The following is a 26,681-nucleotide window of genomic DNA, read 5'->3' on the forward strand; positions in this document are numbered from 1 at the left end:
CGCTCGACCCGAGCGCGGAGCTGGCCGCGAACACGCAGTACACCGCGACGCTGAGCAGCGGCATCACCGATGCGGCGGGCAACGCCCTCGCCCCCACCAGCTGGAGCTTCACGACCGCGGCTGCCGGCGGGGGTGGCGACACGACGCCGCCGACGGTCACGTCGACCAGCCCGGCGTCCGGCGCCACCGGGGTCGCGGTGGGCGACAACGTGACCGCCACGTTCAGCGAAGACGTCACCGGCGTGAGCGGGACGACGTTCACCCTGGCGCCCACCGCCGGCGGGGCCGCCGTGGGCGCCGCCGTGGCCTACGACAGCACGACCCGGGTCGCCACCCTCGACCCGGACGCGGACCTGGCCGCGAACACCCAGTACACGGCGGCACTGACCAGCGGTATCACCGATGCCGCGGGCAACGCCCTCGCGCCCACCAGCTGGAGCTTCACGACCGCGGCTGCCACGAGCAGCGGGCCGGTCGTGACGAACCGGTCCCCGGCGCCCGGCGCCCACAGCATCGGCGTGGCGACGAATGTCACCGCGACCTTCAGCACCGAGGTGCGAAACGTCGACAGCAGCACGTTCACGCTGGCGGACGTCGCGACGGGCCAGTCGGTCGCCGCCGTGGTGACCTTCAACTCCACCAGCCTCGTCGCCACCCTGGACCCGGACGCCAACCTGGCTCCCGACACCCGCTACCGGGCCACGCTGACCACCGGCATCCGGGACTCCGCCGGCAACACCCTGGCGGCCGACGACACCTGGGAGTTCCTGACCGGCCCCGCCCCCACGCCGACGGGTCGGTACCCGGGCGTCAACGCGACGGGCATCAGCCGCACGGCGAACGTCTCGATGGTCTTCAGCGAGCCGGTGCAGAACGTCACCACCACGACCTTCACCCTCACGCCGGCCGACGGCGGGCCGGCGGTGGTCGCGTCGGTGACCCGCAGCAGCACGACCAACAAGTGGATCCTCAATCCCGACCAGCCCCTGGCCGGCGAGACCCGGTACACCGTGACGGTCAGTGGAGGCGTGGGCGGTGTGGCAGACCTCGCGGGCAACCCCCTGGCCACGACGATCACCTGGAGCTTCACCACGGCCGCGTGACAGCCGGCCGACGTCGCGCGGAGCGCGTGGCCGGTCCGTGATGGCTGGGCCCAGCGAACAATGCATCGGAGGTGTCATGTCCCCTTCGCCCGAGCCGTCCGCGGTCGGAGCGGCGGTCTCCCGTCGGAAGTTCCTCGGTGGAGTTGCCGCGGGAGCCGGGATCGTCCTCGTCGGTGGCTGCCGTGCGGTCTTCGGCGCCGAGGCGTCGGCCGGCGTAGGCCCGCTGCTGACCTCGGACGGCCTGCTCGACCTTCCCCAGGGCTTCCGATATCGCGTGCTGGCGGAGCAGGGTGTCACCCTGCTCGAGTCGGGTCACGTCGCCCCGTCCGATCCCGATGGCGCAGCAGCCTTCCCGCGCCGCGACGGACCGGGCACCGTGCTGGTCCTCAACCACGAGGTGGGCGGTAACGAGCGGTATCGGGTGCCGCACGTCGGTGGCCTGGTGTACGACCCAGCGGCAGGGGGTGGCACGACGACGCTCGTCGTCGATCCTGATGGCACGGTGGTGCGGCACTACGTCAGCCTGGCCGGGACGGAGGACAACTGCGCCGGTGGCCGCACTCCGTGGGAGACGTGGCTGAGCTGCGAGGAGACCGAGAACGCCCGCGACCGGCGACATGGCTACGTGTTCGAGGTCGACCCCTTCGACGAGGCCGCCAACCGTGACCCCAAGCCCATCAAGGCGCTGGGACGGTTCGCGCACGAGGCGGTGGTCGTGGATCCCGCGGAGGACGTCCTCTACCTCACCGAGGACGCGGACGAGCCGCACGGCTGCCTCTACCGCTGGACCGCCCCGGCCGACGTTCGCCCTCTGGGCCGGGGGAGTCTCCGGCGGCTGGCCGACGACGCCGGGACTCTGGAGGCGCTTCGCGCGTCGACGGACGACGGCCGGCACGTGCCCGACCTGTCCGAGGCCACCGACGTGGGCACCACGTACCGCGCCGACTGGGTGCCGGTTCCCGACCGCGATGCCGAGCAGCTGTCGGTACGCCGGCAGTTCCGCAACGACCAGATCACCCGAGGCCGCAAGCTCGAAGGCATGTGGTGGGCCGACGACGGTGCGTACGTCGTCTCCTCCTACGCCCGGACCCGCGACGGCAGCGTGCATCCGCACGACGGGCAGGTCTGGTACCTCGACCCGCGCGCCGGGACGCTGACGCTGCAGCTGCGCTTCGGAGTGGCCGATGAGACCGACGTCGAACCCGACGGCCCCGACAACATCACGGTCTCCCCGCACGGCGGGGTGATCATCGCCGAGGACGGCCGAGGTGCGGTCCACCTGCTCGGAGCCACGGTCACCGGCGAGACGTTCTTCCTCGCCCGGCGCAACGTCGCCGAGGACGCCGACGAGGAGTTCTGCGGCCCGGTGTTCTCCGCCGACGGGCAGAGCCTCTTCGCCAATCTGCAAGGTCCGGGGTACACGTTCATGATCCGCGGACCCTTCGACGAGTTGAGTCGAACGGACGGGTCATGAGGCACGCCGTGACGTCTTCCCAGCGCTTTTCCGAAGTGAGAGCCTCTCGCTCCGGACTCACACCGCCTGCTGCAGGAGTTCCGATGGCTCAGGAAAGGCGTCCATGAGTGCTCACCGAACGGTGGCCGTCGTGCTGGCCGGGGGTACCGGTGAACGCGTCGGCCTCAACGTTCCCAAGCAGTTGATCAGGGTTGCGGGAAAGCCGATCATCGAGCACACGATCGCGGCTTTCCAGGCGTCGGAGGTCATCGACGAGATCATCGTCATGATGACGCCGGGGCATCTCGACGCAATCCGGAACGTGCTGAGGCCCGGCGCCTATCCGAAGGTGACCCAGGTCCTCGAGGGCGGCGAGACCCGGAACGGGACCACCGCGAAAGCGCTGGAGGCGCTGGGCGACGAGGAGTGCAACGTCCTCCTCCACGACGCCGTGCGGCCCCTCGTGAGCCAGCAGATCATCGCCGACTGCGTCCGGGCGCTCGAGACCCATCAGGCGGTGGACACCGCCATCCCGTCCGCGGACACAATCGTCGAGGTGGACGGGCCGGATGGGCGGCTCATCAGGGACGTGCCGCCGCGTGCCCTCCTGCGGCGTGGACAGACACCGCAGGGTTTCAAGCTCTCCGTCATCCGGCGGGCCCATCGCCGAGCGGCTGCGGACGCGACCTTCTCGACGGCCACGGACGACTGCACCCTCGTGCTCCGCTACTGCCCCGGCGTACCGATCGCCGTCGTGCCAGGTGACGAGTGCAACCTGAAGATCACGCAGCCGATCGACGTCTTCCTCGCCGACCGGTTGTTCCAGTTGCACACCACGCCGTCGCCCGAGCCGCGCTCGGTCGACCAGTTGCGTGCCGCCCTCCGCGACCGGTGCGTGGTCGTGTTCGGTGGCGCCTACGGCATCGGCGCGGAGATCGCCGATCTGGCAGCGTCACACGGAGCCGAGGTGAGGTCCTTCAGCCGGTCGACCACGGGCACGCACGTCGAACGAAAGCATGACATCGACCGTGCGCTGGAGCAGGTGCTGCAGGAGTTCGGCCGCGTCGACTACGTCGTCAACGCCGCCGGGATGCTCCCGATCGGGCCGCTGGCCTCGACCAGTGAGGAGACGGTGTACCTGGCCACCGAGGTCAACTACCTCGCTCCCATCACCATCGCGCAGGCCTTCTACCCGCATCTCCGGGAGTCGCGTGGTTCCCTGCTGCTCTTCACGTCCAGCTCGCACACGCGCGGCCGGAGTGGATACAGCCTCTACTCCTCGGCGAAGGCAGCCACGGTCAACCTGACGCAGGCCCTGGCGGACGAGTGGGCCCCTGACCGGATCCGGGTCAATTGCATCAACCCGGAACGGACAGCCACTCCCATGCGTACCCGGGCCTTCGGAGCGGAGGCTCCGGACAGCCTGCTCCATCCCCGCGCGGTGGCCCAGGCCTCCCTCGAGGTTCTCACGTCCTCGCTGACCGGACACGTCGTCGACGTCCGGCAGGGCATGGGACTGGACGTCACCGGGGCGCTGGACGCGTAAGGGACCCCGCCGAGCTCTCCGCCGCTCCAGGACCTCGTGTCGGAGCGGACATGCTGACCGAGACGGCGGTCCGGCGTCAGCGGACCACCGACCACCGTCCCGCTCCGGGCGCGCGCAGGCGAAGCCGCAGCGGCGCCTCCTCCATCCGGTGCCGGGTCTCCGCGGCCAGCACGAGTCCGAAGGCGGTTCACTCCACCAGCTGGAGCAGGCCGCCCCAGCCGTGAACGGGCGCACCACCACCACCACCACGGAGGCGGCTCTGACGGCCAGCCGCTGCGATGCGGCCATGACGGCATCGAGGATCGGCATGGGCGTCGAGAGCCCGCAGTGCCCCCCGCCGAGCAGGATCCGGAAAGCCCTACTCCTCGGGCGGCAGGCTCGTGATCGCACTGGCTCGCGCCTCGTGGCTCGGATCTTCGCCGCAGTCGGCGGTGCCATCAGGAGGAGGGCCACCGCTCGAGATGGAGGAGCCACAGGATCCTCACCGGCGTGTCCACGGGGACCTGTCACTGCGGGGCAGCGTCGCGAGGTAGACGAGCAGGCCCGTGGCAGCCGGCATGTCCCGGTCCGTCGTCGGCACGGCCGCCTCCACCGGGTTCGTGGACCCGGGTCGTCTCGTCCGGCTACCCGGACACGGCGCTGGTGGGCGCACCTCGGGTTCGTTCCCGACCGCGGCCGCGGCTGCGCTCGAAGGCGGCCAGCTCCTGCAGGAGAGCATCGGTCATGGCGGCCCTGTCCAGTTCCAGCCCGTCCAGTCCCAGTGCCGTCCGCGTGGCGGCGCGTGCTTCCGGGCGCCAGTCGCCGCCGGCTCGCACGCGCTCCAGGAAGGCCGCCACGACCGCCGGCTCGTCGGTGATCAGCTCGCGCGCCACATCGGTCATGTACGGCTCGTTGAGCCCGCGCCCCGTCAGGTACTCCGAGATGTCCGGGCAGTAGAGAAGGAGGGGGCGGTCGAGGTCGAGGTACTCGACCCATACGCTGGAGTAGTCACTGATCATCGCCGCGGACGCCCCGATGAACTGGTACAGGCTCATGCCGGCGCGGAATATCTCGTCGGTCGTGAGAACCCGCAGTCCGCTCCGCTCGAAGCGGTCGGCGTCGGCTGGATGAGGCTTGACGACGACCTCGACGCCGGCGTCCCGAGCCAGTCCTGCCAGCGTCTCCGTGGCGCCGGGGACCTCGCCGTCGGGCGATCGGCTCGACAACGTGGGAGCATCCCGCCAGCTCCGACCGGTCACGGACGTGGACGACCGGAAGGTGGGCATCCACAGCACGTACGAGCGGGGCCGGAGCCCCAGGCGGTCGAACAACGACGGGTCCGGTGCCGTGCGGCACGCCAGCTGCCGTGGATTCCCCGTCCGGATCAGCTTCGTGTCCGGTGAGCCGAGCTCCCGCGTCGCCGCGGCGGCCCAGACCGGTGAGTTGCAGGTCATGACGGTGGCGACCACGGGATTGCGCAGGGACGTCGATGCCCGGGTCGCCTTGGGGCCGAAGCCGTGCCACATGTTGACGACCAGCTTGCGGGCGGTGAGGTCGGGCGATCCGTAGAGCCCGTGGGTGACCAGGAGCATCCCGGCCCTGCTGGCCCGCAGCACACCGCGGAGCGACTGCTTGTCGACGACCTCGATGGGCGCACCGCTCCGGTTGAGCACCCCGAGATACCGCCGGGCGTCCGGCGGGTCCTCGGCCAGGAGGGTCACCTCGAGGGATCCGGCCTCCGCGAGCAGGATCGCGGCCATCAGGCTGTTCTCCTCGTGATCCGGGTGCCCGCTGACGCAGACCCTGCGCGGGGATGCCGGGGGCAGGCTCAGGAGCCGGTGCAGCGGCCGGACGATCGAGGTCCAGAGTCGTGCTTTCGCGCTGATCGTCACGCTGCCTCCTGCCTCTCCTGTCGTGGTCGACCCGCGGGAATCGGAACGCTCGGTCCGGCTCGCCCGCCCGAGGCGTCGCCGACCGCGAAGCGACTGCGGGCGTTCACCGCTCGCAGTGCCCGTTGCTGTGGACCGTCGTGCCCGGCACTGGCGGCAGCCGTCGCCCGACGGCGACCTGGTTGTCGCGCTCGTGGATCGCCTGCGGGCCCCCGTCCGCCGGTCCGGCCGGCACGTAGGGCACGGGGGATCCGGTTCCCAGTTCGTGCCGGCGTTCTGGTGCGTCGGGCTGGCCGTGACCGGCGTCGGTGCTCGACACCTCCCGGCGCGGCACGACGTCCGATCTGCTGACCCCGGACGAGTGCACCCGAGCCCCCGAGGATCAGCCCCAGGACCGGCAGCCACCAGGCGACCCCGAGTGCAGAGATGATCTCCCTGAAGTTCACGACTACCCCCGTGTTGCAGGCCAGAGTCCTGACCACGTCCCGCCGCGATCGCCCGGGACGTGAACGGCAGCCGACCGCAGATGTCGGGGGTGAGGCTCTAGGAGAAAGTGGCTCCCGATGGTGGTCCTTCCTCGGCGGGCGGGCCCGGCCCCGGTCATGGCGGAGGGTCGACACGGTGCGTGATGGTCCGATGCCCGGATGGCGAGCGTCGGACGCCCGGCAGGCAGTCCGGGACGCCTCGGCCCGAGGGATCGGGACATCGATGCGGTCCCGCGGGTCCGATCGGCCGTCGTCGTGGACGACCGCCGGAACGCGGGCGTTGTGGTCCTGGTACGGCTGCAGCACGGTGACCCGACGCGCCGCAGCGCTGGCCCTGAAGCCGACCAGCGCCTCCGTGCGGTCGGGGTCGGCGTCACCGGTCCGTGGATCGACGGTCACGCTCACGTGGCAGGGATCGGCCCCCAGGACATGCAACCGCCGTCGAACGAGCTGCTGCTGCCGGCGCCCAGCCGCAGCGTCCCCTCCGTCATCGCCCAGCGGTCGGCGTCGATGGGCGCGGTAGGACCGTGCCTTCGGCGTACGGCGTCCCGAGGCGATGGCCAGCCATTCCGCCAGACCATGGTCGTCGTCAGTCACCGAGTCCGCGCAGAGATATCGCTCGGGGCCATGCGCCGAGGCTGCCCCCGGCGGTTGTCGGTGCGTTAGCTTGGCCCCTCGCCCTCCAGGGGCGATGTCTGCACGCAGGCTGGTGGCGCAGCGCGGCGATGCTTACGGGGGTCCTCATGTTGAGGTGTGGTGGAGGAGAGCGATGAGCGACGAGCTCATACAGTTGCGTGATCAGGTGGGAGTGCTTCGTCGGCGTTGGTACGTCATCGTCGCGACAGTGCTCGTCTGCCTCGCTCTCGGCTGGCTCTACGTCAGCCAGGCGAGGCCGAGCTATGTCGCCACCGCGGAGGTGCTGCTCGGTGCGCCCACCGGGCCGGGGAACGGGCTGACCGAGAACCAGGTGGCAACCGAGGCCCGGGCGGTAACCGGGGTCGACTCCGTGTCCAAGGTCATCGGTTCCCTCGGACTCGATGAGGCACCTGGTGACCTGGTCAACTCCGTGGCGGTGGAGCCGGACCCCACTGGGGCGTCGGTCCTCAGGATCACAGCGACGCGGCATGACCCGAGTGAGGCCGCCGCCATCGCCAATGCCCTGTCCGACCAGTACCTGGACGGTCGCGCGAGAAGCGCCGTCCAGACCGCTCAAATCCTCGCCCCTGCGACGCCGCCGGAAAGTCCGGCCTCCCCCCGGGTGACCCCCACCATGGCTCTCGCGGGCGCGCTCGGGCTGCTGCTGGGCCTCGGGCTGGCCTTCCTGCGCCACTACTTCGACCAGTCGGTGCGCGACGAGCGCGATGCAGTGGCAGCAACCCGGCGCCCCGTCCTCGGGCGGATCCCGCATGGCCGACGGGCGATCCGCCGCGCCCCAGTGACGCTGAGCGCACCGGAGTCCGAAGCCAGCGAGGCGTACCGGATGCTGGCGGCCACCCTCCGGTACCGACTGTCTCAGATCCCGCCGCGAGCGGGGCAGCATGATCGTGGCCGAGTCGTGCTGGTGACGTCCGCGTCCGCCGCGGAGGGCAAGACCCAGACAGCGGTCAACACGGCCGTCGCCGCATCCTCAGCCGGGCTCCACGTCGTGCTGGTCGACGCAGACTTTCGCGACGGCGGCGTCGACTCACTGTTCGAGCTACCTCCTGGTCCCGGTGTCATCGAGACGTTGACCGACAGCTCTGACGTGCGGGCGCGGCTGCAGGGCGCTCTCGTGCGCACCGACCTCGAGCGACTACGTGTCCTTCCCTCCCGAGGCGCCACCTCTCGGTCCCGAGAGCTCATGGCCGCCCCCCGCTGGGCGAGTCTGCTGGTTGAGCTGCGCGCAACCTTCGACCTCGTAGTGATCGACAGCTCCCCGGTGCTACCTGTCGTCGACACCCTCGAGATCGTCGGCAGCGCCGATCTGACCCTGCTGGTGGTGCGCCGTGACGTCTCCCGCAAGGAGGAGCTGGCGGCTGCGATCGAGCGCATCGAACAGGTGGGTGGGACGGTCGGCGGCATCGTGGTCTGCGACGTCCCTCGGCGGAGAGGCGCACGTGCGACGGGGACGATGGCCGCCCGGCAGGGTGAGCTGCTGGACGCCTCGTTCGACGACGCGGAAGAGGACCTCGCCAGGCGGCCCGCCGACCGTGATGGCGCCCGCACCTATGGTGCTGAGAAATTCGCGTCGCCTCGTCAATCCCCATAGCCCATGGCGCATCTGCGGAAAGCGCGGAGCCGGGTGATGATGGGGGCCAGGACGTCGCCGCCGCAGATACCGCGAACTCGTCGTGGCGGTGGCCGGATTGCGCACGTTCTTGACTGCGGTGAACGAGCGCTCGACGACGTTTCGGCCTTTGTAGGCGCCGCCATTGGGACCGGCCTCGGTGAGCAGCCAGGACTCGTGCGCAGCACGTCGATGACCCCGCCAAGACTTTCGTTGCGATTGTGCAGCTGGAGGATCCTCACGACGCAACGCTGCGACACGTAGGTCTGCTGCAGGCGAAGGGCCGCAGACGCCGGGCTCGCACTGCCCGGCCGGTAGAATTGCCCGGAGACCAGGCCGACGACGCGGTGTTGATGACCAAGGACGGGGAGATGACGACCAAGTGGTCTCGACGTGCCGTCCTGACCGCTGGCATTGCAGCAGCTGCTGCAGTCGTGGCAGGGGACGCACCAGTTCGTCGTGAGCCGACTTCCAGCTTGCGTGCGCACTGGTCCGACGACCTGTGCGAGAACTATGCCATCAATATCAAGTCGTTCTATGCCAAGTCGGTGTACCAGTACGCCGATGCGGTCTTCGATCTCATCACCGACTTGGGCGTCCGAACAGTCCGCGAGCGCGTGGCGACGGGCTCGTCACTCGGAGCCCAACAGCAACGCGCGATGCAGATCAGGCTGGCGGCGTCCGGAGTGCGTTGGCACGCGACAGTAGCGACCCTGGCGGACTGGCCCCGTGCGGAGCAGGCGACCGACGCGGCATTGAAGGTCTTCACCGAGTTCTACGGCCCAAGGCTCGACGGCTTGGGGTCGTTGCTGCACTCCCTCGGCGGTTGCAACGAGGTCGACGGTTCGGTGGTCAACGGCGAGGTTGATCCTCAGTGGGCGGCCCACGCACGCCTGATGCAGCGGATCCTGTGGGAACGCGTTCGCTCCGACCGCGCTTTCGACGGCGTGCCCGTGGTCGGTCCATCGACGCGCACCGACGTCACACCGGAGCGCGCGCGCCTCTTGGGCGATCTGTCCGCTTGGAGTGACTGGGGCAACGCCCACATGTACAACCGGGGGGTCAGCCCCACCAAGAACATCGACAGACATCTCGAGATTCTGCGCCCATGTTTTCCCCACGCGGACCGCTGGTTCTTCACGGAGACTGGCTACAACGATTCTCGAGCAACCAACAGAGGAGCCACGGTCAGCGAGGAAGCGGCCGCTACCTACGCTGTCCGTGGCATATGCGACTTCTTCAAGCGCGGCAGCATCTACGGCCGCTTCGAGCTGCTGGACGACCCTGACCCGATAAACACCGAGACACAGCAGAGCATCAACTTCACGAGCGATCCAGAAGCCCACTACGGTCTGGTCGCGGTTCCCGACTCACGTTCGGACGCCAGCCCGGACAACTGGCGACGCAAGCCCGAGTTCTTCGCGACTCAACGCTTCCTGCGACTCATGGACGATCGTGGACAACGACCTCGGACACAGCCACTCGAGGCAGACATCTGGTCCAGTCATCGGTTGCAGAGACTGGTCGCGTACAAGCGCGACGGGCGGCACTACCTGCTGCTGTGGCGAGATGTCGAGGTGGAGTCGCAGTATTACAGGGGGCGTGGCTTCGATGTTCCGGCGGCATCGGTCAGGGTCCAGTTGCGCACGCCTCGGCCGGCGGCCGTGTACGTCCCCCGCTACAGCGACGTGCCGGTTCGCACTCAACCACCGCGAACCGAGATCACCGTCGAGGTCGCCGGAGACCTCGTCATCGTCGAACTCGGCTGAGACGACCGCCACCGGTAGCCCGCAAGGCTGCGCGGCTCGTGGGCGCACCAGCCACGTGCATCTCAACGAGCATGTCGTCGGGGTATCGGCGGTCATGTCGGGCGGGGTGGCCGGGGCATACGGTTTCGTCGCCTCTGTCCCGCTCGCGCCCCCCCGTCTGATTTCTTGCCGCGTCACCCCAAGCCAACCGGACGGCGGTGACGGACGGCCATGCGTTTCACGGGCCGTTCTCGGGTGGAGTGGCCCCTTCGCCATCGGCGATGGGTCGCTGCCGACGCCGTACCACGCCGCTGGCCGTCGAGGGGATCCGCCGCATCAACACGGAGACGCGGTTCGTGGTCATCCTGCGGGACCCGGGCAAGCGTGCGTACGGCACGTGCCGGTACATGAGGGCACGCGGCTCGGGCACGCGGGCCCGGACCATGAGCGGACCCGGTCGAGGGCCTCGAGAAGGAGGCGCCGCCGCGCCGAGAACCGGCACCATCTGTGGCAGCATCCGCGGATGGGCTTCTACGCCTCCAGCGTGCGGACGCTGCCTGACGGGTTCGGCATCTCAGGTGACGTGCCGCCATGGCCGTCGGGGGCTCGGCTCTCCGGTGGTCTCCGGTGAGCGCCGCCCTGCTCGTCCTGTTCGCACTCCTTCCCCTGCAGTGGATCGCTGCGCCGGCGGCGCCGTTCGGTCTGGATTCCCTGCATGAATTGGCCATCTTGGGCTTCACCGCATACCTCCTGTTGCGGCTCCGAGCCCGTACATACGCTCCCGCGCTGAAGACAGGGGCAGCCTTCGTGGTGGCCAACCTGTACATGATCGGAGCAATTGCTGCCTCACAGTTGTACCTCGGACTGTCCCTCGTGCCTGTCGCCAGGCAACTGTTGTACCTGGTGGGCGCTGTCGCCATCGCAGGCTATTTCTGTCGGGCTTTGAGAGTGACAGATACCGCTGTGATTGCCGCCGCCCGGCTGACCTCGGTCGTGCTGTGCGTCAGCCTGCTGATCGGCCTAGGCCTGGCCATGGCGGTCAATGGCGTCAATCCGGTGGCCGTGCTGGGCAGGACCGTGGCTGCCGCGGACCCGGAGATCTTCCAGAAGGAGATCTTCAAGTCGGCGTTCGTGGGTTTCGGGCGAGCCGAGGGTGAGGTCGCGGGCAACCTTCGGCACGAGATCTTCGGGGCGCTCCTGCTCTCGATGTTGATCTCCAGCTGGGCCATGCGCGTGGGTGCGAATCCCACCCGGTGGCAGAGGCGTCTGCACCGTCTTGCGATAGTGCTCGGCACCGTGTTGCTCCTGCTGTCGATGAGCCGCGCGGTGGTGCTTGCCGCGATCATGTGGCCACTGCTGGCGGCCCTGCGCACTCTGCGTCGGGGGGAGATGTCCGGACGGCAGCTGGCCATCGTGGCGGCCAGCGTCGTGGCTCTCGGTGGGGTGGCGGTCTCCGGTTTCGGCGCGGTCATCTACAACCGCTTCTTCATCGACACCGCTAGCTATGAAGGGCGCACCGGTCACTACAGGGATGCCTTCGATGCCGTTTCCGACCATTGGGTCACCGGGGGCTACGACACGGTGGGCGTGTCGACGCACAACCTCGTGTTCGACACTCTGCTGCGCAATGGAGTCTTCGCTGCAATACCGGCCCTTTTCCTCGTGTGCATAGTGGCGGCGACGTTGTGGTGGCTCGCTGCCCGACTTGACCGGCTGCCGCCGTCCATGGTCCCGGTGGCGGCGGCGCTGTGCCTACCGCTGGTGCGGATGGTGACCATCGGTGGCGGCCAGATCTCGCCGGTGGGTTGGCTGGCGCTCGGCTTCGTGCTTGGCGTCCTGGCCGCTCGACGTGCCGTCCCTTCACCCGCTTTCGCACTGCGCCCTGAAGGGGAGCGCGCCGGTGTCTGAGCCTGGCGACATGGCCGCTACCACTGATCCGGCGCAGCGTCGTAGCAGTCGAGCTCCGGTTGGCGACGCGTTGTCCCGCGGCGTCTCGGTTGGGCGCCGTCGAGCTCCTGCGAGCGCGGCCATCGTCACGTCGGCGTAGTAGGTCGCGAAGTGGCGGCTGGTTCGTCGCCGGATGGGACCTGAACCCACCTCACGCGGTTGCGCCGACGTTCGGCCGACCGCCCCGCTGCTACGTCGTTGCCGCGGCGAAGGACAGCGGCGCCCAGTGCAGTCCCAGACGCTCATCCTGAGCTTCGAGGTACGTGCGCGTTGCCTCGCCGGCACGGTTGTCCAGTGCCTGCAGCTGGGTCAGCTGGTCGGGCGAGCACGACTGCATGGACTCGTCTCTTGTCGGCAGAGTAGGCGGCCGCGTGATCAATCCCCGAGCTTTACGCAGCCGATCGGCGCCCACCAGCGATCGCACCGCGGGATATGCGCGGCTGTGGCGAAACTTCCCGGCAATCCGACGGATGTGTTCATTGCGGTATTCCACGACGGCGTTGCGGTGCAGTTCCCCCTCCTTCGCCGCGTCAGGGAGAGACTCAATTCCAAGCTGCCGACAGACCTCCTCGGTGGCGTGCCGAGGTTGTGCGGTGATCAGTTCGAAGGGCACCACCAACAAGCGCTCCGGGCCGAACGAGTTGCTCAGCAGTGGCAACCAATGGCTGTAGTCGCCCTGGTCGACGTAGAGCGAGGTGTCGCGGAGCGCCTCACCGAACGTCGGCGCATCATCGATGTGGAAGTAGTGCCGCCGCAGGAGGTAGTGCGATAGTGCACGCTCGCTGGGCTGTCGCACGGAATAGATGACGTACGCCTCCGGCGAAACGGTCGCCAGGTGTTCCACTGCGTGCGGATACAGCGGCGAGGTGTACGACGTGCTCGCGTCGAGCCGTAGCACGCTGTCGCTGCGACTTCGGAAGTTGCTCTCGTACCACTGCTCGCCGCGGTCCAGGTGCCGACTGAAGTAGTTCGGCTCCTTGACCTTCCCGGCATCGATGTTCGGGTGCACACTGAGTTGGGCTGCCAGCGCGGAGGTGCCACTGCGTGCGGCGCCGGCGATGACGACATCGGGTCCAAACGACGTGCGGGCGACCATAAGGCACTCCCGGTGGGCGGCCAACATTGGCGGTTTGTGGACATGCTACGACTGCGAAGCTGCGACTTGCCGTTCTTTCCCGCGCGAATTCAGTGGAGGCCTGAATTGACGCTCCGACGGGTGTCGGGGTGGGGTCGTGAACGTAGTGGGTGTGTCCTCGTACTCGGCGAGTGGAACGAAGCCGATCTCGCCGTGCAGCCGTCGGCGGTTGAACCAGTCGATGTACTCCGCGACGGCGCCGGCGTCGGCGAGGCGCTGGGTGTAGCGCGCATTGCCACGTACTGGGACCCCTTGCCGGAGTGATGGATGGCGCGCCACCGGATGACCGTGCCAGTGCAGCTCGGCGTCCACGTCGCGGGCGCCGTAGACGCCGAAGGTCTGCGCGTGCAACCACTCGATCAGCGCCGTGCTCGCCGCGTCGCTGATCGACCGCGCAGAGGGTGGTCGGGTCTTGGTCGCGTAGTAGGTGCTCCGGTCGGTCTGCACGCCGGAGTGCTTCGGCACCGCGCAGACCGGCGCGACCCCGAACTCGCGATCGTGCTGGTCGACGTAGTCGACGACCACGTCAGTCGGGAGTGGCGGCGGAAACGGATCCGCTCTGGCCGGCTAGCAGCACTCCACCCAGGGAGAAGGCCCATCGGCGGCTGACCCGCCGGCGGTCGGCAGAAGACGGCTCCTCGTCCACCCGGTCAGTCCCCTCCCGGCATGGGGGCACCCGAGCTGAAGCGGTCGTGCCGGAAGGCCTGGCTGCCGGGCCCGGACCCGGTTGCCGTGACGGAGCGGTACACGTCCTCCAGCCGGGCCAAATTCACCCAGGGGGAGAACCGGCGCTCGTAGGAGTCCCGCGCGCGGCGACGCCGCTCCCGCGTGGTCCGCGGGTCCGCGACGAGGCCGGCCAGCGTTCCGGCGAGCGCTGCACTGTCCTTCACCGGGAACGCCCAGCCGACGTCGTCGGCCAGCACGTCGGCACAGATGTTCTCCAGGTCCGTCACCACCACGGGCGTGCCGACCGAGAGGCTGCGCAGGGCGACCAGGGGCAGCCCCCCCTCGTACCACTCGGACGGGACGAGCACGGCCTCCGCCCCGGCCATGAGCTCGAGCACCTTCGCCTCGCCGACCCAGCCGACGTACTCGATCGAGGGATCGGTGCTCGCGTGCTGCTCGACCAGAGGTCGCAGCGGTCCGTCCCCGGCGATGACCAGCTTCATCCCGGCCGGTACCTGCCGCCAGGCCTCCAGCAGCGTGGCGACGCCCTTGACGTCGACCAGTCGTGCGGCGAAGACGAGCCGGCGTTCGTCGGTACGGGGCTCGGCGCGGAAACCCGGGTCCGGGACGGAGTTGGGCTTGACGAGGACACGGTCTGCCGGGAATCCGTCGCGGATGAGCAGGCGGCGCGAGAAGTCGGCGAGGGCCAGGTAGCAGGAGACCTGGCGGTGGAAGGTGCCGAGGGCGCGGTGCGTCACGAGGCCGAGGGTCAGGGCACCGCTCGCGGCGGCACTGTCGTGGTAGCAGCGGTGCCGCACGCCCGGCAGCTTCAGGCGCCTGCCGACGCAGTCCTCGCAGACGTGCCCGTCGCGCCAGCAGGTGCCCGCCACACAGGAGTACCGATGGCTGTGCAGCGTCGTCACCGCCGGTACCCCTTCGGCCGCGGCGGCACGGAAGACCGCCGGTGACATCAGCGGGAAGGGCGTGTGCACGTGCACGACGTCCGGCCGGAACGCGGCAATTCTCGCCCTGACCCCGCGCGCGGCCTCGACGTTCCAGACCGCCTTCGCCCCGGCACGCACGCCCGACAGGCCGAGCTGCTCCGTGGGGGCGAGCGTGAACTGGTCGACGTCGTGCCCGGCGGCCTGGAGGAGCTCGGCCTCGTGGGCCAGGACCTCCATCGCTCCGCCGCCCGGGCCGGCGTGGTGGTTGTGCAGCTGGAGAATGCGCATCGGTCCTGCCCTCATGCCGTGGCGAGCCAGGCCGGGTGCGGCTCCGGCAGCAGCTTGCGCAGTCTGGCCAGATCGTCCGCGAACAGTGGCCGCAGCTGCGCGTATGCCTCTGCGGGAGGCCCCTCGCGGCGCAGAGTCATCCGGCGCACCCGTTCCCGGAAGCGGAACGAGGTGACGCGCTTGACACCGCTGCGCAGCGCCTCGTGGCGGGTGGCCCACCAGATCGCCCGTTGCAGGGGCTCGAACCGAGGCTTGCCCGATGTGTTCACCCGTGGGATCTGCTCGCCCTCTCCCTGTACCGGGGGGACGCCGATGAACCTCAGTACCTGGCTGACCGTCCCGGCGAAATCCCGTTCGAGGTCGTCGTAGAACCAGATGCCCAGATGTCCCGGTGCCAGCTCCGCCTGGAGCGCGGCCACCGCCTCGCTGTACTGGCTCATCGCGGTGTAGTGCCACAGGTGGTGCCAGTTCTCGGCCCGCCGCCGCGGCTCCTCGGCCACGGCCGCCAGGAAGTCCTCGCACGGCTCGAACCCCCGGGCGCGCAGGTACTGGTGGCTGGAGTACGCCCGTTCCACCGGCTCCCGAAGCAGCACCACCACGCGCATGTCCGGGTTCAGCGCCCGGATCTCCGGGAGGGCCCGCTCGTGGTAGTACAGCGTCGACACCGACGCGTCACCCAGCGCCAGGTGCGGCGACGACCTCGGATACAGGTCGAGGTACGCTTGGCGGTCGGTCACGGCGACGCTGTTGATGGTCTGCGCGTCCCCCGGCGCCCGGAAGTCGGGCTGCTGACCGTGCAGGGCGAAGTAGTGCGGCTCCTTCGGCGAGGTGACGAACACCGCGGGATTCGACCTGAGGCCCTCGACCAGGCCCGTCGTCCCAGAGCGCGCCGCTCCGGCGACGAGGAACGTCGGGATCGTGCGGTCGCTCATGAGGTCGTCTCCCTCTCGCCGGTCCTCTCTCTGTGCGCCCGGACGGCGTCGCGGTAGGCGTCCTCCAGCCGGTCCGCCAGCCGTTCCGGCCGGAACAGCTCTTCCGCTCGCGCCCGACCGTTCATGCCCTCGGTCCGACGCAGCAGGGGGTCCTCGAGCCGCGTCTTCGCCTCGTCGAGCAGTGCGTCCATGTCACGAACGGGAACGACCGCCCCGGCCGGACGTGCGGGACCGGCCACCACCGTCTCCCGGACCCCGTTGACGTCCGTGGCGACCACCGGCACCCCGCAGGCCATGGCCTCGGCCACGCAGAGGCCGATCGTCTCGTAGCGCGAGGGCAGGAGCAGTACGTCCGTGGCCCACAGCCACGGCCGCACGTCGTCCTGCCCGCCTGCGGCGACCAGGCTCCGCCCCCACTGAGTGGGGGCGAGCGCGCGCAGGGGTGCCGGGTCGCCGGGGCCGAGCAGCACGAGCACCGTGTCCGGCGGCCGCCGCTGCTCCCAGGCCGCGACGAGCAGATCCTGGCCCTTCTGGTGCGCCAGCCGCCCCATGCACAGCAGGACGTGCCGGGCGGTCAGGCCGAGGTCGCGCCGGGCTCGCTCGCGCAGCGCCTCGGACGCCGGCCGGAAGCGCTCCAGGTCGACGGCGACACCCAGCACTCTCGCGGCGGTGGTGATGCCGGACCGGCGTCCCTCCTCGACCTCGTCGGAGCAGTTGGTCAGGAGCACGTCCGTCCGCGACGACGCCCGTCGCTCCCAGGCGCGCATCGCGGTCGCCGCCGACCGCATGCCGAAGACCTGGAACGACCAGGCGTGCGGCTGGTACAGGACCGGCACGTCCAACCTGAGCGGGGCCGGCACGGGCAGCCGCCCGAGGAGGCCGGCCACGAACGAGTGCAGGTGGACGACGTCGGGCTGGTGCAGCCGGACCGTACGCCGCAGGGTGCGCACCGCGGGGACGACGGACGTCGGCCGGCTTCGCCGCGGCTCCCACGTGCTCCGCTCGACTCCCTGGACTGAGGCCATGCCGGGCGGCGCCAGGAGGTGGACCGAATGCCCGCGCGATATCTGCTGGGCGGTGAACTGGCGTACCAGTGTCTCGACCCCGCCGCCGTACGTCTCGCTGACGTGGAGGATGCGCAGTCGCCGCGACGGTGCGCTGGTGTGACGGCCGGGAGCAAGGGACGACGTGGCGGTGACGCCGGCATCCGTCAGCCGATCCATGGCACCCCCGTGCTCGTGCTCCGCCGGGCCCGGGATCCGGTCCCGCCCTGAAGTCGTGCCACCGTAGCGAGGTGGATGGCCTCGTGGAGGTGCTGCGAACGCCGATGCGCGAATCTCGTCCAGCGGGGACGGGTGCGTCACGACGGCAGGGGCCCGGGTCCCGGACACCGCGGGCCATGCCCGCGCCCCGTAGGAGTGCTCCACGGCAGCCGGCCGCACGCCACTGTTGCGCCGACGGTCGCCACCGGTCGCCGACAGCCGGCGCACCGCGTGCAGCCGCACCTGCCGGCGTCACGCCCCGGTCGGGCGGTGCAGACGTCACCGGCTCGGGCGGACATCGCCCGGACCGACGGCGCTAGGCGCCGAGCACCGAGCTGTCCCCTCCGTCGGGGGACACGAGAGGCGACGACACTGCTGCGACGCGTATTTTCGCAGTTCCGGGCCGGCGTCCATCCGGTGGCGCGGACGGAAGGGGAGTGGTGACGCTGAGCGGGGCCCGGTTCAGCATCGTCGTGCCCACCCACCAGCGTCGCGACGTCCTGCTCGAGAGTCTGGCGTCCCTGGCCCGGCTGGAGGCGCCCTGGCCGGTGGAGCTCGTCGTGGTCGTCGACGGCTCGACCGACGGCACCGCCGACGCCGCCCGCGCCGTCGCCCTCCCGTTCCCCCTGACCGTGGTGGAGCAGCCCAATCGCGGCGCGGCCGCCGCCCGCAACACCGGCGCCGCCCGCGCCACCGGCGAGTTCCTGCTCTTCCTCGACGACGACATGGTGGCCGACCCCAGGCTGCTGCTCGAGCACGACGCGGTGCTCGGCCGGGGCGCGGACGCCGCCGTCGGCCACATCCCGCTGCACCCCGACTCACCGCGCACCCTGCTCACCCGCGGGGTGGAGCGGTGGGTGCGGCTGCGCCACGAGCGGCTCCTCCGCACGCAGGGTCAGCTGGCCCTCGGCGACCTGCTCACCGGCCAGCTCTCGGTCCGCGCCGACGTCTTCCGGCAGGCCGGCGGCTTCGACGAGACGTTCAACGTGGACGGGGCGTTCGGCGCCGAGGACACCGATTTCCTGCACCGGCTGCTGGCCGGCGGCGCAGTCGTCCGGTACGCCGCCGGTGCGATCACCTGGCAGCGCTACGTCGTGACGCCGGACCAGTACCTGCGGCAGTGGCGTCAGGGCGGCCGGGCCGACGCCGCCCTCCTGCGGAAGCACCCGGCGCTGGCCGGCACGCTGGCCAAGCAGCACGGTGCCCGCACGGTGACGGGCCGGCTGCTGCGGCGGTGGGCGCCCGTCCTGCCCTCCGGCGTCGCCCGCGCGCTGGCCGCGCCGGTCGTCGCCCGCGCCCGGCGCGGTGCCGCGGACGTGCCGACCCGCTGGGCCTTCGCCCGGGTGCGGGACGCCCAGTACTGGCGCGGGCTCGCCGAGGCCGGGGGGCTGGGGACGGGGGATCCCGCGGTGGTGCTGGCCTACCACGCCGTCGAGGACGTCGACGACCCCGTCATCGGCGACTGGTGCGTGGCACCGGACCTGTTCGAGCGGCACCTCGACGCTCTGGCCGACGCCGGGGTCAGCTGGATCGGGCTCGACCAGTTCCTGGCCGCCCTGGACGGGGCGCCGCTGCCCGAGCGCGCCGTCCTGCTCACCTTCGATGACGGGTACGCCGGGCTGCTGGCGCACGCCGCGCCCTTCCTGCAGCGGCGGGGCATCCCCGGCGTGGTGCTCCTCGTGAGCGATCAGATCGGCGGCTGGAACGAGTGGGACGCCCGCCGCGGCGCGGCGAAGCTGCCGCTGCTCGGCCTCGCCGAGCTGCACGAGCTGGCCGGCCGGGGCTGGTCGCTGGGCGCGCACTCGCACACGCACGCCCATCTCACGCAGACCGACGACGCTCGGCTGCGCCGGGAGCTGACCGAGCCACTGGCCGGGCTCCGCGCGCGTGGTCTGCCGGTGGCGCCGGTGCTGGCCTATCCGCACGGCGAGCACGACGCCCGGGTCCGGGCGGCCACCCGCCGCGCGGGCTACGCGGCGGCCTTCGCGCTGGAGGGACGACGGCCCTCCGGGGGAGTCCGCGGGCGGTTCGCGTACCCGCGGCTCGAAGTGCGCCGCGACACGACGCCAGCGGCGCTGGTCGCCGCCGTCCTTCGTCCGCCGCGGCACCCGGCGCGCGAGGCGGAGCGGGAGCTGCGCGGCGTCGCCCGCGGCGTGCTCCGTGCGGTCGGCAGGGTCCGCCGGTGAGCCCGCGCCCCCGCACGGAGGCACCCGAGGACACGGCGAGACCGGACGAGGACGCGGTCGCCTCCGCCATGACCGGCCTGTTCGGCCGCGACTCCCTCTACCTGCTGTTCTGGTTCCTCCAGGTGCTCGTCGGCGCGCTCGCGACGCCGCTGGCCACCCGGCTCCTCGGCGCCCCGGAGTTCGGTGCTTTCGCGGCGGCCAACGCCCTCATGCAGGTGCTCTGCGTCCTGGGCGGGCTGGGGCTGCAGGTCGCCGTCCAGAAGCACTTCGCGGAGCGCGGGCCCGACGCCGCCCGCCGGCTGCTCGTGCTCGGCATCGCCGGCGCCGCCGCGGTCACCGCCGTCGCCGACCTCACCGGCCCCTGGTGGAGCGGCCCCCTGGGCTTCGGGGAGTACATGGGCGCGGTCCGGCTGGCCGTGGTCTGGGCCGGGGCCTCCGCCGTGACGGCGACCGTCCTCGCGCTGCTCCGCAGCCAGGACCGCCTCCTCGGCTTCAGCGTGGTGAGTCTGCTGCAGTCGGTGGCCGCCGAGGTGCTCGCCCTCGCGATGTTGGTCGTCCTCGCGCCCACGGGCGAGGCCTTCGTCCTGGGCCGCCTGGCGGCGCAGTTGCTGGCGGTCGGCGTCGGGTTGTCCCTCACCCGGCTCCGGTCGCTGCGGCCCCGCGACCTGCCCCTGGTCCGGGGCGCGCTCCTCTTCGGTCTTCCCCTGGTCCCGGCGATGCTCGGGTCGTTCGTGCTCGGCGCCGCCGACCGGTTCCTGATCCAGGAGGAGCTGGGTCAGGCGGCGGTGGCGCAGTACTCGGTCGCGTACAACATCGCCGCGCTACCCATGCTGGTGCTGAGCGTGCTCAACTCGGTGTGGCTGCCGCGCTTCTTCGCGGCCGGCGCCGGGGCCGACGGCGACGCGGTGGTGACGGCCAGCCGCGACGCCCTCTACCGCCTGCTGGCGCCGGTGATGGCCGGGCTGTCGGTTGCGGCCCCGCTGGTGCTCCGGCTGTGGGCGCCCGCGGAGTTCCGGCCCGACGAACTGCTCCTGGTGACGGCGGTCGTGATCGTCAGCGCCGTCCCCTACACGGCCGGCCTGTCGGCGACCCGGACGCTCCTGGCCGCCTCGCGCACCCGGATGATCGCCGGGGCGGCCGTCGTCGCGTCCGTGCTCAACGTGGCCCTCAACCTGTGGTGGATCCCTGCCCTGGGAATCCTCGGCGCCGCCCTGGCCACGGCCGCCGCCTACTCGCTGCAGCACCTGCTCCTGCTGCTCCCCACCCGCGGGCGGCCGTTCAGTACCACCCGGACCGGGCTCGTCCAGACCCTGACCGGAGGTGCGCTCGCGCTGCTGGTCGTCCTGCTCCCGGTGACCGTGCCCGGGCTCGTCGTCCGGGCCGGGCTCGCGCTGGCCTGCCTCGGCTGGTTCGCCCGCGCCTACGCGACCGTCCGGTCCCCCCGCCGGAAGGTGCCGGCGTGACGGCGCCACCGACCGGGCGCGGCATCTGGTGCGGCGAGTGGGAGATGTCCGGCGAGCGGGGCGTCGAGGCGGTCCGCCCACGGGGCGACGAGGCCCGGGCGCGCGTGCTCGTGCGCCTGCACGGGGAGCCGCTGGGATACCTGACGGTGCCGATGGAGGGCACCGCTCCGCGTGCCGGCGACCTCGCCCGCGCCGCGCGCCGCCAGTTCGCCGACCGGATCGCCGGCCACCTCGCCGCCGAGGGCCTGCCGGCCGACGGGGGCGGGGCGGTCCCCCCGGCGCTGCCCTCCTGCCCGAACCACGTCGTCGCCGACGACCTCGTCACCGTCGTCGTCTGCACGCGGAACCGTCCCGCCGCCCTGGCCGCGTGCCTCGACCGGCTCCGGCAGTTGACCTATCCGCACCTGGAGGTCGTGGTCGTCGACAACGCCCCCTCGGACGACGGCACGCGGCGGGTCGTGTCGGCGGCGGCGGACGGGCGGGTCCGCTACGTCGTCGAGCCCCGGCCGGGCCTGTCGTGCGCCCGCAACCGGGGCCTGGCCGAGGCGCGGGGCAGGTGGCTGGCCTACACCGACGACGACGTCGCGGTCGATCCCGGCTGGGTCGAGGGGCTGGTGCGCGGGTTCCGCCGCCGGGGTGACGTCGGGTGCGTCACCGGCCTGGTCGCGACCGCCGGCATCTCCGGCCCCGCGGAGGAGTACTTCGACGCCCGGGCCGCCTCGTGGTCGACCCGGTGCGAGCCCCTGGTGTTCGACCGACGCGGACAGGTGGCCACGGGCCCGGTGGCGGCCGATCCGCTGCACCCCTACTCGCCCGGCATCTTCGGCACCGGCGCCAACGTCGCCTTCGACCGCGCGGTCCTGCGGCAGCTGGGCGGTTTCGACGAGGCGCTCGGCGCCGGCACCCGCACCCGGGGCGGTGAGGACCTCGACGTCTTCGTCCGGATGCTGCGCAGCGGCCGCACGCTCGTCTACGAGCCGGCCGCCCTGGTCTGGCACCACCACCGGGCCGACCACGCCGCTCTCCTGACCCAGATGTTCGGCTACGGGACCGGCCTGTCGGCGTTCCTGACCAAGTGCCTGCTGCAGCCCGACACCCGCCGCGAGCTGCTGGGCCGCATCCCGCTGGGCCTGCGCCGGATGGCGGGCATCCGCGCCCAGACCCGCGAACGGCTCCCGGACGCCGCCGCTCCGCGCGGGGCGCTGCTGCGGGAGCTCCTCGGCGTCGCGGCCGGTCCGGCCCTGTACCTGCGGTCCCGACGGGACCTCCACGCCCGTGGGAGAGGACCGAGATGACCGCCCACACCGCCCCTGCGCCGCCGCCGGTCGTGGTCGCCGCCCGGCACGCCGCCCCGGCCTGGCACGCGTGGCGGGCGTGGGTCGTGCCCGTGGGCAGTCTGCTGGCCTTCGCGCTGTGGCTGTGGTCGCTCCGGGGCGTCGAGCTCGAGGAGACCGGCGGCTGGGGGCTGCTGACGGCGCTGCCGGGCAGCTGGTACGCCGCCTTCGCGCTCACCGTGCTGGTCCACCTGTGGGCGCTGCTGTCGCGGCGACCCGTCTCGCACCTGCTCGTGGCGCCGCAGGTGCTGCTCGTCGCGATCCTCTTCGCCACGACGGCGCTGGTGTACGACGTGCCCCGCTACCCCTGGACGTACAAGCACATCGGGGTGGTCGAGTACCTGCTGGCGAACGGGACCGTCGACCGGTCGATCGACATCTACCACAACTTCCCGGGCTTCTTCTATCTCGCTGCTGGCCTGCACCGGCTGACCGGGATCCCGGTGCAGGACGTGGCGCAGTGGGCGCAGCCGACGCTTGCCCTGGTCGCCGCGGCCGCCGTGTACTGGGTGCTCGGGGGGCTGACGACGTCCCGGCGCATCCGCTACGGCGGCGTCCTGCTGTACACGCTCGGCGACTGGATCGGGCAGAACTACTTCGCGCCGCAGGCCCTGGCCTTCCCGGTCGCGCTGTTCGTGCTCGGCGGGCTGCTGCGCTCGGTCCCGCCCGGCATCGAGGGCATGCGGTTCGCCCGGCTCGCCGAACGCTTCCCCACCGCCGCCGACGACGACCTGCCCCGCCCCAGCCGGTTCTGGCGTTCCCGCTGGGGCGCGGTGGTGATGGTCGTGGGCTTCGTCTACGTCGTGGTGTCGCACCCGCTGTCCCCGATGCTGCTCCTGGCGCAGTCCACGGTGGTGTGCGTCCTGCTGCGGCCGGCCCGCCCGTGGTTGCCCGTGGTCTTCCTCGCGATCGAGGAAGCGTGGTTGCTGCAGGCGTGGCCGTTCCTGCACAGCACCTACGACCTGTTCGACTTCGGCTTCCACAACGTCGCGCCGCCGACCGTGCCGATCAGCGACCCGCTCGAGGACTACGAGACCGCGCTGTGGGGGGCGCGGCTGCTCATGGTCATGGTCGCCTTGCTGACGGTGTGGGGGGTGCTGGCCGCCGTCGCCTGGCGCGGCCGCGCCGGCCGCATGGTCGTCCCGCTCGGCATGGTCGCGGTGCCGCTGGCTCTCGTGCTCGGCCAGCCGTACGGCAACGAGGGCATCTTCCGCGCGTATCTGTTCGCGCTGCCGTGGCTGGCCTTCGTGATCGCCCTGCAACTCTTCGACGGCAAGCCGGCGTGGACGCCGGAACGACGGCTCCTGGCGACGCTGGCGGGGGCCGTCATGGCGCTGCTCGCACTGCCGGCCAACTTCGCCAGCGAGCTCAGCTACAGCGTGGCCGCCTCCGACGTCGCCGCTGGGGAGTGGTTCGAGGAGGAGACCCCGGAGGGCTCGGTGCTCCTGCCCTTCGCGTTCTCCTTCCCGGTCTGGTCCACGGCCGACTATCCCCATCACCTGCCCCGCGCGAGGGAGGGGCTGGAGGGGATCGCCGCCCAGCCGGGTTTCCCCGAGGCCGCCACCGACGAGACCCGGCTCCTGGCCTTCACCCGCGATCTCTGCGCCCAGCAGCCGGGGACCGGTCCCGTCTACGTCGCGGTGGGGCCATCCGCCGACGACCACGTCCGGCTGTTCGGGGTCGCCAAGCTCTACGTCTACCGGGCATACGTGCACGCGCTCGAGACCGACCCGGCCTTCACCCCCGTGTTCGCCGAAGGGCAGACCCGGCTGTTCCGCTGTCGCGCATGAGAGGCCCCGACCGCCACCGGGTCGGCCGGCACCGGTCCGCGGCCGGCCGGCGCCCACCGGCGGGCGACGCCCTCCCCGGCGCCCGGTCGCGCCGGGAACTGGTGCTGCGGCTGCGGATCACGGCCCTCCTCCTCCTGCCCCTCGCCATCGGGGTGTCGATACCTCCACGGGAGGTTCCAGGGGAAGGCCGCTACGCGGGCCCCCCGGGCGACTGGCACCAGGTCTTCGCCGAGGAGTTCGAGGGACCGGCCCTGGACCCGGCGATCTGGCACCCGAACCGGTACGGCGGCGGCGACGGGGACGCGCCCTTCAACCCGCCGCTGGAGAACGCCTGGTTCAGTCCGGAGAACGTGACGGTGGACGACGGTCGCCTCGTCATCACCACCTCGCCCGAGCCGAGGACCTTCGACGACCACCGGTACGAGTACAGCTCCGGGGTGGTCCAGACGACGCCGGACGTGGCCCTCCGCCCGGTGCAGTACATCGAGGCCCGGATCCGGTTCCCACGGTGCGAAGGGTGCTGGCCGGCGTTCTGGTTGCATCCACTCGACCGCTGGCCGCCGGAGATCGACGTCGCCGAGTTCCTCGAGAGCGGCAGCGAGAGCCGACCCTCGTTCAACTACATCTCCCCGGAGGAGAAGAAGACCGGCCCGGACATGTACGGCGACCCCGACGTCGACTACCGGGAGGAGTTCCACACCTATGGGGTGCTGTGGGACGGTGCCCGCGCCGTGCCCTACCTGGACGGTGTGCCCTTCGACGCCGTGGCGGCGCAGGATGTCACCGGACTCCCGATGATGATCATCGTGAACCTCTCCGTCCGGCGGGGCTTCCGGCCGCCGTCCGGTACGCAGCTGTTGGTCGACTGGGTGCGGGTCTGGGAACCGACGGTGACATCGGGCTGACATCCTCTCCGGGGGAGAGCAGTCCAGGGTCCTGTCCCGGGGGGCCTTGCGAGGACGCAGGCCTCAGCGCGGACCTCGCCGGCGGGCGAGCAGGTAGCTGCCCGCCGTCAGCAGCGTTCCCTCGACGATCGCCCACGCCCGGGCACCGCCGGCCAGGTCGCCGCCGAGCAGCTGGCGCAGGCCGCGCAGGACACCCCGCGGCAGCGTCCGCCGGACGTAGGCCCGTTCGGTCTCGAGCGCCGCCTCCGCACCGGCCAGCGCGCTCACCAGGGCCTTGGACCGCCCCTCCGCCCAGCACCGGCGCCGGAAGTAGCGGCGCGTGACGCGGTCGGGGGAGACGCTGTGCGCGCAGAGTGCGTCCGGCTCGAGAACGATGCGCGCCCCGTCCCCGCGCCGGGCGCGGATGGCGAACTCGGTCTCCTCGCACCCGGCGGCGTCCTTGCCGAGCCGGCCCATGGTGGCGTCGAACCCACCCACCCGGTCGAACACCCGGCGGAGGAAGCTCATGTTGGCGCCGATCGGGTTGCGGATGTCCGCGCGGCCGACCGGCAGGCCCTCGTAGCTGCAGCCGAGCACCCACAGGAACTCGTCGGGGAACCACGGGGGCCGGTGCGCCTTCCACAGGGGGACGACCCGCCCGCCCACGCCCACGACGCCCGGCTCGCGGTAGGCGCCGAGCATCCGGTCGGCCCAGGCCGGATCGGCGACGGCGTCGTCGTCGAGGAAGGCGACGACCTCTCCGGTCGCGGTGCGGACGCCGGTGTTCCGGGCTCCGGACAGCCCCCGGGCGTCGGCGTTCGGGACGCAGACGACGTCGGGGAACGCCGTGCGGGCCCGCTGCAGGAGCTCGGGGTTGTGGTCGGTCACGAGGATGATCTGGTCCGCCGGCCGGATCTGCCGGCGGAGGCTCTCGATGGCGGCCTCGATGTCGCTCCACCGGTCGAGGGTGTAGGCGCAGACGACCACGCTCAGCGTGCGCGGGGGCGAGGGAGCAGGAGGGGCCGCACTCACCGGTCGCGTTCCGCGACCGGGCGGGGGCCGGCAGTCATGGCTCGCACACTACAAGGGCGCCCGATCGGCCGAGCGCACCGCAGCGGCACGGTCGCGACCGCGGGAGGGGAGTCGCCGCTCGCGGGGTCCCGGCGCGTGGTGCTGCTCGTCGACGTCGCGCGGGGTTACCGTCGAACCGCACCCGCGTGGTGGCCACCGCGCGCCCCCACCGACCCGAGGACCCGTTGTGCACCCCCTCCGCTTTCCTCCGACGCCGCCCGGGGACGGTGAGCCCGGCGGGCGCGAACCCGGCGGGCCCGAGCCCGGCGGGGGCGAACCCGGCGGGGTCGAGCCCGGCGGCGCGGGCAGC

At 71.5% G+C, this 26,681-nt stretch carries 19 protein-coding genes; 11 read left to right on the top strand and 8 right to left on the bottom strand.

Going from position 1 to position 26,681, the window contains the following annotated elements; genetic code table 11:
• The 3 genes from ACFSHS_RS08005 to ispD form a co-directional block, all read left to right on the top strand.
• Positions 1 to 1,103 (top strand): Ig-like domain-containing domain (locus ACFSHS_RS08005; protein ID WP_376873889.1); only part of this gene is annotated, 1,103 nt, incomplete at its 5' end.
• A 76-nt stretch (positions 1,104 to 1,179) separates the two neighbouring features.
• Positions 1,180 to 2,577 (top strand): alkaline phosphatase PhoX, encoded by a 1,398-nt coding sequence (locus ACFSHS_RS08010; protein ID WP_376873891.1) that lies wholly within the window; start codon positions 1,180 to 1,182, stop codon positions 2,575 to 2,577.
• Between the two features lie 103 nt (positions 2,578 to 2,680).
• The gene (gene ispD / locus ACFSHS_RS08015; protein ID WP_376873893.1) at positions 2,681 to 4,102 is read left to right on the top strand and encodes a 2-C-methyl-D-erythritol 4-phosphate cytidylyltransferase; all 1,422 of its coding nucleotides are present in this window, start codon (positions 2,681 to 2,683) and stop codon (positions 4,100 to 4,102) included.
• A 623-nt stretch (positions 4,103 to 4,725) separates the two neighbouring features.
• Here ispD and ACFSHS_RS08020 read toward each other — a convergent pair.
• Both ACFSHS_RS08020 and ACFSHS_RS08025 read right to left on the bottom strand, forming a co-directional pair.
• On the bottom strand, positions 4,726 to 5,973 hold the full coding sequence (locus tag ACFSHS_RS08020) for a CDP-glycerol glycerophosphotransferase family protein (protein WP_376873895.1): 1,248 nt from the start codon (positions 5,971 to 5,973) through the stop codon (positions 4,726 to 4,728).
• Positions 5,974 to 6,076: 103 nt separating this feature from the next.
• Positions 6,077 to 6,304: a hypothetical protein gene (locus ACFSHS_RS08025; protein WP_376873897.1), complete on the bottom strand. Its 228-nt coding sequence runs from the start codon at positions 6,302 to 6,304 to the stop codon at positions 6,077 to 6,079.
• Positions 6,305 to 7,224: 920 nt separating this feature from the next.
• On the opposite strand from ACFSHS_RS08025, the gene ACFSHS_RS08030 reads away from it, so the two are divergent.
• The 3 genes from ACFSHS_RS08030 (at position 7,225) to ACFSHS_RS08040 (ending at position 12,377) form a co-directional block, all read left to right on the top strand.
• On the top strand, positions 7,225 to 8,703 hold the full coding sequence (locus tag ACFSHS_RS08030; protein WP_376873899.1) for a tyrosine-protein kinase domain-containing protein: 1,479 nt from the start codon (positions 7,225 to 7,227) through the stop codon (positions 8,701 to 8,703).
• Between the two features lie 389 nt (positions 8,704 to 9,092).
• Positions 9,093 to 10,490 (top strand): hypothetical protein, encoded by a 1,398-nt coding sequence (locus tag ACFSHS_RS08035; RefSeq protein ID WP_376873901.1) that lies wholly within the window; start codon positions 9,093 to 9,095, stop codon positions 10,488 to 10,490.
• A 606-nt stretch (positions 10,491 to 11,096) separates the two neighbouring features.
• Complete coding sequence (locus tag ACFSHS_RS08040; RefSeq protein WP_376873903.1) at positions 11,097 to 12,377, top strand: O-antigen ligase family protein; 1,281 nt, start codon at positions 11,097 to 11,099, stop codon at positions 12,375 to 12,377.
• A gap of 229 nt (positions 12,378 to 12,606) precedes the next feature.
• Here ACFSHS_RS08040 and ACFSHS_RS08045 read toward each other — a convergent pair whose 3' ends face one another.
• The 5 genes from ACFSHS_RS08045 to ACFSHS_RS08065 all read right to left on the bottom strand — a co-directional run bounded on the left by ACFSHS_RS08045 (position 12,607) and on the right by ACFSHS_RS08065 (position 17,604).
• Positions 12,607 to 13,512 carry a sulfotransferase family protein gene (locus ACFSHS_RS08045; RefSeq protein ID WP_376873905.1) on the bottom strand — a complete coding sequence of 302 codons (906 nt, stop codon included), beginning with the start codon at positions 13,510 to 13,512 and terminating at the stop codon, positions 12,607 to 12,609.
• 45 nt (positions 13,513 to 13,557) lie between these two features.
• Entirely contained in the window at positions 13,558 to 14,076 is a 519-nt protein-coding gene (locus ACFSHS_RS08050) for a hypothetical protein (RefSeq protein WP_376873907.1), read from the bottom strand.
• 125 nt (positions 14,077 to 14,201) lie between these two features.
• The gene (locus ACFSHS_RS08055) at positions 14,202 to 15,449 is read right to left on the bottom strand and encodes a glycosyltransferase family 4 protein (protein WP_376873909.1); all 1,248 of its coding nucleotides are present in this window, start codon (positions 15,447 to 15,449) and stop codon (positions 14,202 to 14,204) included.
• An 11-nt stretch (positions 15,450 to 15,460) separates the two neighbouring features.
• The gene (locus ACFSHS_RS08060; protein ID WP_376873911.1) at positions 15,461 to 16,381 is read right to left on the bottom strand and encodes a sulfotransferase; all 921 of its coding nucleotides are present in this window, start codon (positions 16,379 to 16,381) and stop codon (positions 15,461 to 15,463) included.
• Positions 16,378 to 17,604 (bottom strand): glycosyltransferase, encoded by a 1,227-nt coding sequence (locus ACFSHS_RS08065; RefSeq protein WP_376873912.1) that lies wholly within the window; start codon positions 17,602 to 17,604, stop codon positions 16,378 to 16,380. The genes ACFSHS_RS08060 and ACFSHS_RS08065 overlap by 4 nt, the downstream gene beginning before the upstream one ends.
• Before the next feature lie 479 nt (positions 17,605 to 18,083).
• On the opposite strand from ACFSHS_RS08065, the gene ACFSHS_RS08070 reads away from it, so the two are divergent.
• The 5 genes from ACFSHS_RS08070 to ACFSHS_RS08090 are packed head-to-tail and all read left to right on the top strand — an operon-like array spanning position 18,084 to position 25,321.
• Entirely contained in the window at positions 18,084 to 19,829 is a 1,746-nt protein-coding gene (locus tag ACFSHS_RS08070; RefSeq protein WP_376873914.1) for a glycosyltransferase, read from the top strand.
• Positions 19,826 to 21,292, top strand: a complete 1,467-nt coding sequence (locus ACFSHS_RS08075; RefSeq protein ID WP_376873916.1) for an oligosaccharide flippase family protein — start codon at positions 19,826 to 19,828, stop codon at positions 21,290 to 21,292. Before ACFSHS_RS08070 ends, ACFSHS_RS08075 begins: the two co-directional genes overlap by 4 nt.
• Positions 21,289 to 22,587, top strand: coding sequence for a glycosyltransferase family 2 protein (locus ACFSHS_RS08080; RefSeq protein ID WP_376873918.1), 1,299 nt, complete (start codon positions 21,289 to 21,291; stop codon positions 22,585 to 22,587). The genes ACFSHS_RS08075 and ACFSHS_RS08080 overlap by 4 nt, the downstream gene beginning before the upstream one ends.
• Entirely contained in the window at positions 22,584 to 24,416 is a 1,833-nt protein-coding gene (locus tag ACFSHS_RS08085; protein WP_376873920.1) for a hypothetical protein, read from the top strand. The genes ACFSHS_RS08080 and ACFSHS_RS08085 overlap by 4 nt, the downstream gene beginning before the upstream one ends.
• Positions 24,413 to 25,321 carry a glycoside hydrolase family 16 protein gene (locus ACFSHS_RS08090; RefSeq protein WP_376873922.1) on the top strand — a complete coding sequence of 303 codons (909 nt, stop codon included), beginning with the start codon at positions 24,413 to 24,415 and terminating at the stop codon, positions 25,319 to 25,321. The genes ACFSHS_RS08085 and ACFSHS_RS08090 overlap by 4 nt, the downstream gene beginning before the upstream one ends.
• A 63-nt stretch (positions 25,322 to 25,384) precedes the next feature.
• On the opposite strand, the gene ACFSHS_RS08095 is transcribed toward ACFSHS_RS08090, so the two are convergent.
• On the bottom strand, positions 25,385 to 26,332 hold the full coding sequence (locus ACFSHS_RS08095) for a glycosyltransferase family 2 protein (protein ID WP_376873924.1): 948 nt from the start codon (positions 26,330 to 26,332) through the stop codon (positions 25,385 to 25,387).
• Positions 26,333 to 26,681 lie beyond the last annotated feature (349 nt).

The organism is Blastococcus deserti (assembly GCF_042682525.1).
Lineage (GTDB): Bacteria > Actinomycetota > Actinomycetes > Mycobacteriales > Geodermatophilaceae > Blastococcus_B > Blastococcus_B deserti.